The 12,989-nt window shown below is 72.0% G+C and carries 12 protein-coding genes and 1 pseudogene; 5 read left to right on the forward strand and 8 right to left on the reverse strand.

From position 1 onward, the window contains the following. Window positions 1-84: 84 nt before the first annotated feature. On the reverse strand, window positions 85-714 hold the full coding sequence (locus ACZ5TL_RS06800) for an MBL fold metallo-hydrolase (RefSeq protein WP_468588305.1): 630 nt from the start codon (window positions 712-714) through the stop codon (window positions 85-87). Beyond that, entirely contained in the window at window positions 714-1,799 is a 1,086-nt protein-coding gene (locus ACZ5TL_RS06805; protein ID WP_468588306.1) for an S-(hydroxymethyl)mycothiol dehydrogenase, read from the reverse strand. The genes ACZ5TL_RS06800 and ACZ5TL_RS06805 overlap by 1 nt, the downstream gene beginning before the upstream one ends. 161 nt (window positions 1,800-1,960) lie before the next feature. Between ACZ5TL_RS06805 and ACZ5TL_RS06810 the strand changes: the two genes are divergently transcribed. Further along, the gene (locus ACZ5TL_RS06810) at window positions 1,961-3,715 is read left to right on the forward strand and encodes an ABC transporter ATP-binding protein (RefSeq protein ID WP_468588307.1); all 1,755 of its coding nucleotides are present in this window, start codon (window positions 1,961-1,963) and stop codon (window positions 3,713-3,715) included. Between the two features lie 112 nt (window positions 3,716-3,827). On the opposite strand, the gene ACZ5TL_RS06815 is transcribed toward ACZ5TL_RS06810, so the two are convergent. Then, entirely contained in the window at window positions 3,828-4,058 is a 231-nt protein-coding gene (locus ACZ5TL_RS06815) for a hypothetical protein (RefSeq protein ID WP_468588308.1), read from the reverse strand. Window positions 4,059-4,200: 142 nt separating this feature from the next. On the opposite strand from ACZ5TL_RS06815, the gene ACZ5TL_RS06820 reads away from it, so the two are divergent. Beyond that, window positions 4,201-4,566, forward strand: coding sequence for a nuclear transport factor 2 family protein (locus ACZ5TL_RS06820; RefSeq protein ID WP_468588309.1), 366 nt, complete (start codon window positions 4,201-4,203; stop codon window positions 4,564-4,566). A 185-nt stretch (window positions 4,567-4,751) separates the two neighbouring features. On the opposite strand, the gene ACZ5TL_RS06825 is transcribed toward ACZ5TL_RS06820, so the two are convergent. Beyond that, the gene (locus ACZ5TL_RS06825) at window positions 4,752-5,633 is read right to left on the reverse strand and encodes an NAD(P)-dependent oxidoreductase (protein WP_468588310.1); all 882 of its coding nucleotides are present in this window, start codon (window positions 5,631-5,633) and stop codon (window positions 4,752-4,754) included. Between the two features lie 156 nt (window positions 5,634-5,789). On the opposite strand from ACZ5TL_RS06825, the gene ACZ5TL_RS06830 reads away from it, so the two are divergent. Further along, window positions 5,790-6,776 (forward strand): GlxA family transcriptional regulator, encoded by a 987-nt coding sequence (locus ACZ5TL_RS06830; RefSeq protein ID WP_468588574.1) that lies wholly within the window; start codon window positions 5,790-5,792, stop codon window positions 6,774-6,776. 14 nt (window positions 6,777-6,790) lie between these two features. On the opposite strand, the gene ACZ5TL_RS06835 is transcribed toward ACZ5TL_RS06830, so the two are convergent. Further along, on the reverse strand, window positions 6,791-7,450 hold the full coding sequence (locus ACZ5TL_RS06835) for a TetR/AcrR family transcriptional regulator (protein WP_468588311.1): 660 nt from the start codon (window positions 7,448-7,450) through the stop codon (window positions 6,791-6,793). A 161-nt stretch (window positions 7,451-7,611) separates the two neighbouring features. Here ACZ5TL_RS06835 and ACZ5TL_RS06840 point away from each other — a divergent pair, with 161 nt between their 5' ends. Further along, window positions 7,612-8,865 (forward strand): YncE family protein, encoded by a 1,254-nt coding sequence (locus tag ACZ5TL_RS06840; RefSeq protein WP_468588312.1) that lies wholly within the window; start codon window positions 7,612-7,614, stop codon window positions 8,863-8,865. Here ACZ5TL_RS06840 and ACZ5TL_RS06845 read toward each other — a convergent pair. Together ACZ5TL_RS06845 and ACZ5TL_RS06850 are read right to left on the reverse strand one after the other, a co-directional pair. Then, a complete protein-coding gene (locus ACZ5TL_RS06845; protein ID WP_468588313.1) occupies window positions 8,858-10,717 on the reverse strand; it encodes a cellulase family glycosylhydrolase in 1,860 nt (619 codons plus the stop codon). The genes ACZ5TL_RS06840 and ACZ5TL_RS06845 overlap by 8 nt on opposite strands. A gap of 82 nt (window positions 10,718-10,799) precedes the next feature. Beyond that, a pseudogene (locus ACZ5TL_RS06850) lies at window positions 10,800-11,099 on the reverse strand (GTP-binding protein); the annotation flags it as partial. Between the two features lie 141 nt (window positions 11,100-11,240). Between ACZ5TL_RS06850 and ACZ5TL_RS06855 the strand changes: the two are divergent. Then, the gene (locus tag ACZ5TL_RS06855; protein WP_468588314.1) at window positions 11,241-12,347 is read left to right on the forward strand and encodes an XdhC family protein; all 1,107 of its coding nucleotides are present in this window, start codon (window positions 11,241-11,243) and stop codon (window positions 12,345-12,347) included. Window positions 12,348-12,435: 88 nt separating this feature from the next. Here ACZ5TL_RS06855 and ACZ5TL_RS06860 read toward each other — a convergent pair whose 3' ends face one another. Next, the gene (locus ACZ5TL_RS06860) at window positions 12,436-12,942 is read right to left on the reverse strand and encodes a metallophosphoesterase family protein (RefSeq protein WP_468588315.1); all 507 of its coding nucleotides are present in this window, start codon (window positions 12,940-12,942) and stop codon (window positions 12,436-12,438) included. Window positions 12,943-12,989 lie beyond the last annotated feature (47 nt).

Here is a 12,989-nt window from a genome sequence, read left to right on the forward strand (position 1 = left end):
CCTCCCGTGCCCTCGACTGCTTGCCGCTCTCAGCGTGACGGGTAAGCCGGACATCCTCTGTCGCCTTTTACCGGCGACACGCGGTCAGTGCCCCCGGGCGATCCACTCCTGCAGGTGCGGGGCCTCCGCGCCGATGGTGGTGGAGTCCCCGTGGCCGGTGCGGACCGTCGTCCCGGGCGGCAGGGTGAGCAGCCGGTCGCGGATCGAGTCGATGATCGTCGGGAAGTGCGAGAAGGACCGGCCGGTGGCACCCGGGCCGCCCTGGAAGAGAGTGTCTCCGGTGAAGACGGTGCCCAGTCCCGGGTCGTACAGGCAGACCGCCCCGGGCGCGTGCCCCGGGGTGTGCAGGACTCGCAGGCCGGCGCCGCCGGCCTCGATGACCTGGCCGTCGACCAGCCAGGCGTCGGGGTCGCGGTCCGGGTGGGTCTGCTTCCACAAGGGCAGGTCGTCGTGGTGCAGCCAGATGGTGGCGCCGGTGCGCTCGGCGAGCGCGGGGGCGGCGTCGATGTGGTCGTTGTGGGCGTGCGTGCACACGATCGCGGTCAGCCGGCGGTCGCCGACGGCCCCGGCGATGGCGTCGGCGTCGTGGGCGGCGTCGATGACGATCGCCTCGTGGTCGTCGCCGACGATCCACACGTTGTTGTCGACGTCCCAGGTGCCGCCGTCGAGGCTGAACCGGCCGGAGGTGACAAGGTGTTCGACGCGGGCGGTCATCACAGCACCACCACCGAGCGCAGCACGTCGCCGTGGTGCATCCGCTCGAACGCCTTCTCCACCTCGTCGAGCCGGATGGTCTCGGTGACGAACGCCCCGAGGTCCAGGCGCCCTTGCAGATGCAGGTCGATCAGCATGGGGAAGTCCCGGGAGGGCAGGCAGTCGCCGTACCAGCTCGACTTCAGCGCTCCGCCGCGGCCGAAGACGTCGAGCAGGGGCAGTTCGAGCTTCATCTCGGGCGTGGGGACGCCGACCAGGACGACCGTGCCCGCGAGGTCGCGGGCGTAGAAGGCCTGCCGGTAGGTCTCCGGGCGTCCGACGGCCTCGATGACGACGTCGGCGCCGAAGCCGCCGGTGAGTTCGCGGATCGCCTCGACGGGGTCGGTCTGGCGCGAGTTGACCGTGTGGGTGGCGCCCATCGTCCGGGCCGTCCGCAGTTTGCGGTCGTCGATGTCGACGGCGATGATCGTCGCCGCTCCGGCCAGGTGCGATCCGGCGACGGCCGCGTCGCCGACACCGCCGCAGCCGATGACGGCGACCGAGTCGCCCCTGCCGACGGTGCCGGTGTTGAGGGCTGCGCCGATGCCGGCCATGACGCCGCAGCCGAGCAGTCCGGCCACCTGCGGGGCGACGGCCGGGTCGACCTTGGTGCACTGCCCGGCGGCGACCAGGGTCTTCTCGGCGAAGGCGCCGATGCCGAGGGCCGGGGACAGTTCGGTGCCGTCGAGGAGCGTCATCCGCTGCCGCGCGTTGTGGGTGTCGAAGCAGTACCAGGGCCGCCCGCGCAGACAGGCCCGGCACTTCCCGCACACCGCACGCCAGTTGAGGATCACGAAGTCGCCGGGCTCGACGTCGGTGACGCCGTCGCCGACCGCCTCGACCACGCCCGCGGCCTCGTGGCCGAGCAGGAACGGGAAGTCGTCGTTGATGCCGCCCTGCTTGTAGTGCAGGTCGGTGTGGCACACCCCGCAGGCCTGGACGCGCACGACCGCCTCGCCCGGGCCGGGATCGGGCACCACGATGGTCTCGATCCGCACCGGCTCGTCCTTGCCGGGTGCGATCACACCGCGTACTTCCTGCGCCATGGTGCTGACTCCTTCGTCGGCCGGGGTCCGTTCCCTCCCGACCCTACGCGCGCCTGATCGGCAAGGGGCGCGGATCGGCCACGCCGCTGTCCATGAAAGGGCAGGCCACGCGGGCCACCGGCGACGTAGCCTGAACGCTCCGCCGACGCCGAGGGAGCGACGTGAGCATCGCAGAGACCGAGACCGCCACACCCCCCTGGCGGCTGCTCCTCGGATACGTACGGCCGCACCGCTGGTCCCTGCTCGCCGGTGCCGTGCTCTCCCTGGTCACCGGCGCGACCGGCCTGCTGCTGCCGCTGGTGGCGCGGGGCCTCATCGAGGACCTGTCGCACGATCGGGCCATCACCGGCGCGCTGCTGGCGATGTCGGCGCTGGTGATGACCAACGCGGCGGTGGGCGCACTGGGGTCGTACGTGCTGCAGCGCACCGCCGAGTCGGTGGTGCTCGGCGCGCGGCAGGCCCTGTCGTCGTATCTGCTGCGGCTGCGGATCCCGGCCGTGGACCGCAGCGAGCCCGGCGACCTGATGGCCCGCATCACCTCCGACACCACGCTGCTGCGCTCGGTCACCACGAACTCGCTGGTGGGCCTGGGCACGGGCGGTCTCACGCTCGTCGCGACGGTGGTGATGATGGGCCTGGTGGACGCCGTGCTGCTGGGCGTCACGCTGGCCGTGATCCTGGGCGCGGGCGTGGTCCTCGGCGTGATCGTGCCGCGCATCAACAAGGCGAGCCGGCAGGCGCAGGACGCGGTGGGGATCATGGGCGCGTCGCTGGAGCGGACCCTCGGCGCCCTGCGCACGGTGAAGGCCTCCGGCGCCGAGCACCGGGAGGAGATCACGCTCCACGGTGCGGCACGGGAGTCGTGGCGGCAGAGCGTGCGCGCCGCCAAGTGGTCGGCGGCCGCGGGCAACACGGCGGGGCTGGCCATGCAGATCGCGTTCATCACGGTGCTCGCGGTGGGTGGCGCCCGGGTCGCGACGGGCGCCGTGGACGTGGGCACGCTGGTCGCGTTCCTGCTGTACGTCTTCTACCTGATGTCACCGATACAGCAGGTCGTCGGCGCCGTCACGCAGTACCAGACGGGCGCCGCGGCCCTCACCCGCATCCAGGAGGCACTGCGCCTTCCGGCGGAACCGGCCGCCGCGCCGGCACCGCTCCCCTCCCCCGGCGCCCGGCCCGCCGCGCTCGCCTTCGACGACGTCCGCTTCCGCTACGCGGATGATCTGCCGTACGTCCACCACGGCGTGACGTTCACCGTGCCCGCGCAGGGCATGACGGCGTTCGTGGGCCCGTCCGGCGCCGGCAAGACCACCGTCTTCTCCCTGATCGAGCGGTTCTACGACCCCGACTCCGGCGTGATCACGCTCGACGGACGGAACCTGAACGACTGGGAGCTGCCCGTGCTGCGCGCCGCGATCGGCTACGTGGAGCAGGACGCGCCGGTCCTGTCGGGCTCCCTGCGGGACAACCTGCTGCTGGGCCATCCGGACGCGGACGAGGACGCCCTCACGCGGGTGCTGAAGACGACGCGTCTCGACGGTCTGGTCGCCCGGCTCCCGGACGGTCTCGACACGCTCGTCGGGCACCGGGGCACCAAGCTGTCGGGCGGCGAGCGCCAGCGTGTGGCGATCGCCCGCGCGCTGCTGCGCCGGCCCCGGCTGCTGCTGCTCGACGAGGCGACCTCGCAGCTGGACGCGGTGAACGAGGCGGCGCTGCGCGACACCGTCGCGGACGTGGCCCGGACGACGACGGTCCTGGTGGTGGCGCACCGGCTGTCGACGGTGACGACGGCCGACCGGATCGTGGTGATGGACGCGGGCCGGGTCCGGGCCGTCGGCACCCACCGCGAACTGGTGACGGCGGACCCGCTGTACGCGGAGCTGGCGGCGACGCAGTTCCTGGCCGCAGCGGACTGAGGCCAGGCATGGGTGAGGACCGCCCGGACCGGGCGGTCCTCACGCGGGCGCGGTCGTCAGCGGACGTTCGGGAGGAAGCCGAAGACCGGGGAGACCAGGCCGACGACCTGGTTCAGCTGGTGAGGTCGTTGAGACGGTTGAGCCCGGCCAGCTGCGAGGAAGGCAGCGGGATCTCGTCCTGGTGCGCGGCGGGGATGTCGCTCACGGTCAGCGAGCCGAGCGTGGCCATCGGGCTGAGCGGGCTCTTCGCCCCGGCGTCGGCCGCCTGCTCCATCGGCGCGGCGAGGCCGGTGACCCCAGCGGCGAGACCAACGGCGGCGACGATACGTCGGGTTGAGATCATGTATGTCGCAACGCCGGAGGCCCTCCGGCGGACACGGGCACGCGCCCCCGCTCACCCGTCGGGCCGCCCAGCGTCCCTGCGCTTGCCGGGGCCGCCGGGCGGGAGGAGGCTCGGGAAGAGAGACCCTTCGAAGGAGGTCACCATGGGAACCGCCGCAGATCCCGCCTTCGACAGCGAGACACTCCGCCGTGGCTTGGAAGGAGAGAACCCGGAGATCCTGCTCTCCCTCTACGCCGACGACGCCGAGATGCGGATCGTGGACCGCACGACCCAGCCCAGCCACCCCAAGGTCCTGCACGGCCGGGACGAGATCGGCCGGATGCTGGAGGACGTCTACAGCCGTGACATGTCGCACAAGCTGGAGCGGTGCGTCATCCAGGGCGACGAGGCCGCCTACAGCGAGAGCTGCGAGTACGCGGACGGTGTGCGCGTCCTGTCCGAGTCGATGATCTCGCTGCGCGGCGGCAAGATCGCCGAGCAGACCCTGGTGCAGGCCTGGGACGAGTAGGGCGTCGCCGGCCTCGCCCCGGGCCGCGGCGCCCGCGGTCCGCTCCCGCGGCCTGGTGACGGTCGTCGGGCCCGCGCCCGGGGCGTGACTCAGCGCATCCAGGCGCTGTACGACTGCGGAGCACCTCTCCCTCGCCCGTTCCTCGTGGCGGCGGACTTCGTCGTGCCGGCCTCGCGCCGGCCCGCTCAGTCCCGCGGCGCGGGGCGCAGCACCTCGATCAGGCTGGCGTAGCTGTCGGACCCGTGGCCCGCGGCGCTGGCCTTCTCCATCGCGGCCTTCAGCAGCTCCGGGAGGGCGTTGTCGATGCCTCGGGCCCCCGCCGCGTGGATGAGATGGCCGATGGCCGCGATCTGCACGTCGACGGTGGCGTCGTCGCCCGGGTAGCGGCCGGCGTCCACCTGCGGGGCGTAGGTGGTGAGGAAGCCCGCCACGGCCGTCAGCCAGCGCGTCGCGACGGGAGTGAAGGCGGCGGCGGTGGTTCCTTCGGCGCCGACCAGGGCGGTGCCGTGCAGCCAGCCGGTCATGGTGGACCACATCAGACCGAGCAGCGCGGCGTCGTAGAGGGAGGCGAGGCCGGGGTCGGTGCCCAGGTACAGGGGGTCGCCGAGGGCGTCCAGGGTGGGGCGGTGGGCCTCGAAGACCTGCTGGGAGCCGCTGTAGAGGAACATCATGGCGGGGTCGCCGACTCCGGGCGGGGTGGTCATGATGGCGCCGTCTAGGTAGTCGACCCCTTGGGCATCGGCCCACCGGACGGCTTCCCGGGCCTGCTCGGGGGAGCCGGAGGTGAGGTTGACCAGGGTTCTGCCCTTCAGTGCAGCGGCGGCCGGGTCGAGCACGGTGTGCAGCGCCTCGTAGTCGAGGACGCAGGCGATGACCAGCGGGGCGGTGGCGATCGCCTCTTCCGGGGTCGCGGCCTGGCGGGCGCCGCGCTCGACCAGGGGCCCGGCCTTGTCCGGGGACCGGTTCCAGACGGTGGTCGGGTGCCCGCGGTCCAGCAGCGCGGCGGCCAGGGCCGAGCCCATCGAGCCCAGTCCGAGGACGGTGACGGCCTGGTCTGCTGCGGTCATGGTGCAACTCCTCGCGTGTGCAGGGGTGTTCGTACGTGCGGTGTGATCACGTACGGCCACGTTCGCAGGGTGCGAAGATCGGGAACAGTGACAGTGGTGACGCCCTCCACCAAATTCCTGCCATACGCTTCGGGCATGAGCGCCGGTTCCGTGGCCGTGGTGGTGACCGAAGAGATCGGGGTCCCCTCGTGGGATCTGTACGAACTGAGCATCCCCTGCACCGTGTTCGGCAAGCCGCAGCCAGATCTGGCCGATCCCTGGTACGAGTTGCGGCTGTGCGGCGTCGGGGCCGGGGAGGGGAGCGGTCAGGGGCTGAGTCTGCGCACGCCGTACGGACTGGACGATCTGGCCGGTGCCGGCACGGTCGTCGTGCCGTCGGTGCCCGACGCATGCGTCGAGGAGGGCAGGCCGCTGCCGCGGGAGCTGATCGATGCCCTGCGCCGCGCCCATGACGCGGGGGCCCGCATGGTGTCCCTGTGCACCGGCGCCTTCGCGCTCGCCGAGGCGGGGCTGCTCGACGGGCGGCGCGCGACGGCCCACTGGATGCACACCGCCCAACTGGCCGAGCGCTACCCGAAGGTGGAGGTCGACGCTTCGGTGCTCTACGTGGACGACGGCGACGTCTGCACCAGCGCCGGACTGACCGCCGGGCTGGACCTGTGCCTGCATCTGGTGCGGCGCGATCTCGGCGCGCACGTCGCCAACCAGCTCGCGCGCCGCATGGTGGTGCCCGCCCACCGGCCGGGCGGGCAGGCACAGTTCATCGAAGTGTCCGTGCCGGCCAGTGACGACGAGGGGCTGGCTCCCGTCCTCGCGTGGGCGAGGGCCCACCTGGACCGGCCGCTGACCGTGGCGGACCTGGCGCGGCGGGCGGCCATGAGCCCGCGTACGTTCTACCGGCGTCTCCAGGCCGCCACCGGGACGACCCCGCTGCAGTGGCTCCTCGACCAGCGACTCGGACGCGCCCGGTCCTTGCTGGAGGCGACGGACCTGCCGATCCAGAAGGTCGGCGAACTGAGCGGGCTGGGTACGGCCAACAACCTGCGTCACCACTTCCTCAAGCACCTCGGGGTGTCGCCCGGCGATTACCGGCGGGCCTTCCCCGGGGCCCACGGTTCAGGGCGTGGCCGTACGCGAGGGTGACGACGGTCCCGCCGTCACCGCTCCGGTTTCCAGCCCGGGGGCCACAGGATCCCCAGCAGTTGCCGGACCAGTTCGTCGACGACGTCGTCCAGCGTCGCGTCCACCCAGCCGGCGCTCCAGTCGTGCAGCAGGCCGTTGACGCTGCCGATGAAGCCCGCCGCCGCGAGACGGTAGTCGCGGGATGCGGCCTCCCCGCGCGCGGCGGCCGCGGCGGCCTCGGCGCAGATGAGGTCGACCCAGCCGGCGCGGCGGGCGAGCCGCTGCTCCTCCAGGCGCGGGCTGACGCCGATGATCTCGACGAACGTGATGCGGATCCGGCGCGGATCGGCGGCGACGTTCCCGGCGTAGGCGCGGAAGATCGCCGTGGCGCGCTCGACGAGCGGCAGACCGGCCGCGCCCGCGGCCGCCTCCAGCACCGCCGCCTCCGCCCAGTCGTTGACCTGGAGGTGCAGCGCGGCGAGCGCGTCCTCCAGGGTGCGGAACTCCTCGTAGAACTGACGGGTCGACAGGCCGGCCGCCTCGCTGAGCGCCGCGACCGTGGTGGCACGGAAGCCGGGGGTGTCGCCGAACAGCTGGAGCGCGGCGTCGAGGAACCGGCCGCGCCGCTCGGCCTGCCGCTCCTCGGCGGTCTTGCCGCCGTAACGGCCGGTCGGCGCCCTGAGTCTGCCCGGCACCGGCTCTCCCCTCCTCGGCCCGAACACTCATCCCCGTTCGCGCACCGATTTTGTCGTACGCGGTCTTGTGCCGAAGACCACCCTTCCTTACTTTGCAGTAAGTTCACTCTGAAAGCACGTGTATTCAGATTCCTCACCCCACCGCAGAGGAGGGATCAGCCATGTCCGTCTTCCGACGACGGCACCTGTGCTCCCTGACCGCCGCCCTGGCCCTGACCGCCGCCGTCCCCGCGACGGCGGCGACGGCCGCCCCGAGTCCCTCCGCCGCGCTGCGCGAGGTGCTGTTCGTGGGCAACAACTGGGACGGCACCGCCGATGTCATCAGATCGACCGGTGACTTCGGGAAGATCGGCCGGATCAACGTCGTCCCGGACAAGGACCAGCGGATGGCGGAGATCAACGCCCATCCGATCAAGTGGATCTACTTCATGGCCATCCGCAACAGCGTCGGCGAGGGCCACGACCAGTTCGTCGACGACATGTACTCCACACCGGACGGGACGTCGATGGTCGTCTCCCGGCCGAGCTTCGCCGACGTCGTCTCCATCGACCTCGCCTCCGGCCGGATCAACTGGCGCTTCCCGGTGTCCGGTTACCGCTCCGACCACATGGCTGTCTCCCCCGACGGCAAGCGGGTCGCTGTGTCGGCGTCGACCTCCAGCACCGTGCACGTCCTGGACATCGTCTCCGGCAAGGAGCTGGGCAGGTTCGCCACCGGCGACAAGCCGCACGAGAACATCTTCACCCAGGACGGCAAGTACATCTACAACATGGCGATCGGCGACGTGAACACGCAGACCGACGCCCCGTGGCTGGACTGGACGAAGGGCGACCGGCGCATCACCGTCGTGGACGCGACCACCTACCAGCGGGTCAAGGTCATCGACATGCGCCCGCGCCTGGACGCGCTCGGCCTGAAGGACCACTCGGACGCGGTCCGGCCCGCCGTGTTCTCGCCGGACGAGTCGAAGCTGTACTTCCAGGTGTCGTTCTTCAACGGCTTCTTCGAGTACGACATCGCCACCGAGAAGATCACCCGCACCAAGACCCTGCCGAAGAACCCGGCGACCAGCGACGACCGCACCACGTTCGTCAACGACTCGCGCCACCACGGCCTCTCCATGAGCCCGGACGGCAGCAAGCTGTGCGTCGCGGGCACGATGGACGACTACGCCACCGTGGTCGACCGCGCCACCCTGAAGGAGGGCCCGCTCGTCACCGCCTCCAAGCCCTACTGGGCCACGGTCAGCGGTGACGGCAAGTCCTGCGTCGTCTCCGAGAGCGGCACCGACCAGGTCACGGCCATCGACTTCGCCACCGGCGAGAAGGTCGTGTCCGTACCGGTCGGTGACCACCCGCAGCGCGTCCGGCTCGGCCAAGTCGCGGCCGACTGGACGAGCCCGTCCGCTAGTTGACCTCCTTCGTCGCCCACGCAGCCAGTTCGGTTCGGGCCGCGGCGAGCAGGTCCGCCGGGGGAGCAGTCGCCCCGTTGGTCACCAGCGCGTAGTGCAGGACGCCCGAGTCCGGCGCGGTGAGCAGCAGGCGGCGGCTTCCCGTGCCACCGGGCTCCCGCGCCACACCGACCGGGGTCGTCGAGCTGTACGCCGGCGGGGCGTGGACCGTGCCCAGGTCGGAGACGACCGTGGTGGACGCGACCGGGAAGCTCGCCGGCAGGTGCAGCTCGGTGGGCGCCGAGCCGCCGTTCGAGCGCCACAGCAGGAGCCCGTACTGCCCGGACCCCACCAGCTGCCGCACGTTCGGCAGCGAGCCGGGCACGGGGTTCCAGGTCAGGGTCGTCGAGCCGTCCCGGGAGCGGTCCTCGTAGGTGAAGCCGACGGTCGTGCCGGCCGTGGCGCTCGGGTAGAGGCGGTCCAGGAGCCGGGCGTCCTGGCGCAGCACGGGCTTGCCCGAGTCGTCGAGGCGTACGGCGGAGAGGTCCTCGTCGTTCCAGGCGTCGCCGTCGGTGAGCACCTTGTCGGGGTTGCCGTTCATCAGCTCGCGGTGACGGCCGTTGTAGATGTCCCACTGCCACTGCGTGCCGGAGAGCACCGGCCCCGAGGCCGCCGGGTCGGACCACCAGTCGGCGCCCTTCAGACGGGAGTCGAGGGCCTGGTACATCGCCTTGAGGACGGTCGGCGCCTTGTCGGAGACGTGGCCCGCCAGCGGGTGCCCGAACTCGCTGACGACGGCGGCGGTCTGCGCGGCGGCGGCGCGGTCACGGACCGTGCGGAAGTCGCCCGCGTACTGGCCGTCGGCCGCCTTGCCCCACATGAAGACGCCGGAGATGGCCTTCTGGTCGTAGAAGTGGGTGTTGAAGACGTAGCGGGGTCCGAGTTTCCCGGCGTCCAGCAGCCCGCCCTCCTGCTTCTGGAAGTCGAGGTTGGCGTTCCAGAACAGGTTCGGTTCCACGAAGGCGGGCTTGTCGCGCCAGCCGGCCGTGTCCATGCGGGCCCGGAACTTCTCGTAGAACGGCCACAGCACGTCCTTCTCCCAGGCGCGGCTGGTCTGCCCGGAGTCGTACACGCCCGCGTGCGGCTCGTTGTAGGGGTCGAAGCCGGCGATGCCCTTGAACTGGTCGGCGCTCAGGTGCTGCCGGACGTACGTCATGGTCTTCTCGGCGGTGGCGAGGAAGGCGTCCTGCACGCCGTGCGCGTTGTGCCAGAAGTCGTACGTGGCGCGCTTCACGGCCTCGTTCTGGGTGATGTTCTGCCCCCAGAAGAGGCAGATGCCGCAGGACTCGTCGGGGTAGTTCCCGGCGTCCACCGCCCACTTGGGGGCGCCGTCGCCGGTGTACCAGCTGTCGGCGTCGAACAGGTACCGGGAGTAGAGGTCCTGGTGGAAGTCGGGATAGACGCGGATGCCGGCGTCGAGGAACGCCTTCATCTGCTCGGTGGCGGCGGACAGGTAGGCCGTGTCCGTCTTGCCGCGCTCGGGCTCGGCGTACGCCCAGGAGAGCAGGAAGCGGACGGTGTTGCCGCCGCCGAGGGCGCGCAGCGCGGTCGCCGACTTGCGGGCGTCGGCGACCGAGGCGAAGGGCAGGCCCTTGTTCTCCGCGAGCTTGGTCTCGCCAGAGACGTTGTAGCCGCGCAGCACGATCTCGCGCCCGTGGGCGTCGGTGAAGCGGCCGCCCTGCACGATGACGGTCGGGTCGTCGAACCACAGGGAGCCCGGAGGGGGCGCGGCGGTGGCGGGCGGGACGCCCGCCACCGACACGGAGCCGAAGAGGACAGTCAGAACGACCAGGAGACGCGCTCGGATAGTCGGCATGTCCACTACAGTCCGGCGATATCAGGACACCGTCAACACCCCTGACTCTGGAGTAAGTTCCCTCTCGGCCAGCGGACACCCGTCAACCGCCCATCCTTCGTGTCACCTTCAACAAGTACTCCTTCCTGTTCAGCGGGTTGTGGTCGGTGCGCGGACGCTCGGGAACCGCGCCGTGCGCGACTGGCGCATAGTGAGCGAACCCGCTCTCCAGCTCGCCCTCGCCCCGGGTGAGCCCCGGCAGCCGCTGCCCGAGGGCGTGCACCCGGGCCGTCGGCACGGTGCCTTCGAGGACGCAGAGGCCGCCCCGGCTCCGCGTCGTCTCCGTTACGGCCGCGAGCCGGATGAAGGCCGGCAGGAGGGCGCCGAGGGTGCCGGCCGTCGCGAGGAACGGGTTCGGGTCCTTCTGGTGGCGGCTCGGTGCCTCGCTGTCCCGTGCAGCGGACAGCAGACCGGTCCGCAGGGCCACAACGGAATGACCGCTGCCTGGGTACCCGGCGGGGTGTGCGGAGGAGAGGAGCGGCTCGTGCGGGACGTTCTCCCGGTGCTCGGTGGCTGGTACGCGGCCGGGCTCCCGTTCGGCCTGGCCACGGTGGTCGAGGTCAGCCGCAGCGCGCCCCGCGGCCCGGGCGCGGCGATGGCGGTGGGCCCTGACGGGGAGGTCGTGGGCAGTGTGTCCGGCGGCTGTGTCGAGGGCGCGGTGTTCGAGCTGGCGCAGGAGGTCGTGGCGAGTGGCGAGGCCCGGCTCCAGACCTTCGGCTACAGCGACGAGGACGCCTTCTCGGTCGGCCTGACCTGCGGCGGAGAGCTCACGCTCCTGGTGCGTCCCGTCACGCCCGAGCGGGATCCCGCCTTCGGCGCGGTCGCGGACTCCGTCACGGCGGGCGAGCCGGTGACCGTGGCCACGGTGGCCGACGGTCCGGCCCGGCGCGGTGCGACGCTCGCCGTCTGGCCGGACCGGGTCTCGGGCACGCTGGGCGCGGGCGGTCTGGACGCCGCCGTGACCGCCGACGCCCGCGGTGAGCTCGCCCGCGGCGCGACCGTCCTGCGGCACTACGGGCCCGGGGGACAGCGCCGCGAGGACGCCGTCGCCGTGTTCCTGCAGTCCTTCGCACCGCCGCCGCGGATGCTGGTCTTCGGCGCCATCGACTACGCGGCGGCCGTGGCCCGCATCGGGGACTTCCTCGGCTACCGGGTCACCGTCTGCGACGCCCGCCCGGTCTTCGCCACGCCCCGGCGCTTCCCCGAGGGCGTCGAGGTGGTCGTGGAGTGGCCGCACCGCTATCTGCGCGACACCGGCACCGACGAGCACACGGTCATCTGCGTGCTCACGCACGACCCCAAGTTCGACGTACCCCTGCTGACGGAGGCACTGCGCAGGCCGGCCGCCTACATCGGGGCGATGGGCAGTCGCCGCACCCACGCCGACCGGGCCGATCGGCTGGCCGAGGCCGGGCTCACCGAGCACGAGCTGTCCCGGCTGCGGTCCCCGGTCGGCCTCGACCTCGGGGCCCGTACGCCCGAGGAGGTGGCCGTTTCGGTCGCCGCCGAGATCGTGGCGCTGCGGTGGGGCGGCACCGGTGCGCCGCTCACCGCCACGGAGGGAGCGGTGCACCCGCCGCGCCCCCGGTGAGTCAGGGCCGCGCGCCCTCGTCCCGGCCCCTGCGCCGACCACGGCACGGTCACTCCGAGGGCGGTCGCCGACGTGCGGCCGGCTCGCCTCAGCTCGTGCGGGGCGGCAGCCGGTGCAGTGCCACGTCGGTGAGGCGGCCATCAGCGACGGTGGCGGTCATGTAGGTGCAATGGGGCTGACGACGGCGGTCCGTAGGGGAGCCCGGGTTGAGCAGGCGCAGGCCGGTGGGGGCCGTGGTGTCCCAGGGGATGTGGCTGTGCCCGAAGACCAGCACGTCGAGATCGGGGAACCGGGCGGCGCAGCGCGTCTCCCGGCCCTGCTTCGGGCCCGTCTCGTGGATCACACCGAAGCGCAGCCCGCCCAGTTCCGTGTACGCCACCTCCGGCAGCCGGGCGCGCAGGTCAGGTCCGTCGTTGTTGCCGTACACGGCGACGAGCCTGCGGCTTCGGGCCTCCAGCAGATCGAGGGTGGCCGTGTCGACCCAGTCCCCGGCATGGAACACGACGTCGGCGTGCGGGAGTTCGGCCAGCAGGAGGGCGGGCAGTTCCCTGGCCCGCTTGGGCAGATGGGTGTCGGACATGAGGAGCAAGCGCACGGCATCACCCTAGAGGGTGTCATCGCAATATCCACTTATGGGGATGA

Source organism: Streptomyces sp. NPDC033136, assembly GCF_055578235.1.

Excerpts from the sequence above, each read along its gene's own strand:
- ACZ5TL_RS06800 (WP_468588305.1), bottom strand. The coding sequence starts at position 714 with ATGACCGCCCGCGTCGAACACCTTGTCACCTCCGGCCGGTTCAGCCTC.
- ACZ5TL_RS06805 (WP_468588306.1), bottom strand. The coding sequence starts at position 1,799 with ATGGCGCAGGAAGTACGCGGTGTGATCGCACCCGGCAAGGACGAGCCG.
- ACZ5TL_RS06815 (WP_468588308.1), bottom strand. The coding sequence starts at position 4,058 with ATGATCTCAACCCGACGTATCGTCGCCGCCGTTGGTCTCGCCGCTGGG.
- ACZ5TL_RS06820 (WP_468588309.1), top strand. The coding sequence starts at position 4,201 with ATGGGAACCGCCGCAGATCCCGCCTTCGACAGCGAGACACTCCGCCGT.
- ACZ5TL_RS06825 (WP_468588310.1), bottom strand. The coding sequence starts at position 5,633 with ATGACCGCAGCAGACCAGGCCGTCACCGTCCTCGGACTGGGCTCGATG.
- ACZ5TL_RS06840 (WP_468588312.1), top strand. The coding sequence starts at position 7,612 with ATGTCCGTCTTCCGACGACGGCACCTGTGCTCCCTGACCGCCGCCCTG.
- ACZ5TL_RS06845 (WP_468588313.1), bottom strand. The coding sequence starts at position 10,717 with ATGCCGACTATCCGAGCGCGTCTCCTGGTCGTTCTGACTGTCCTCTTC.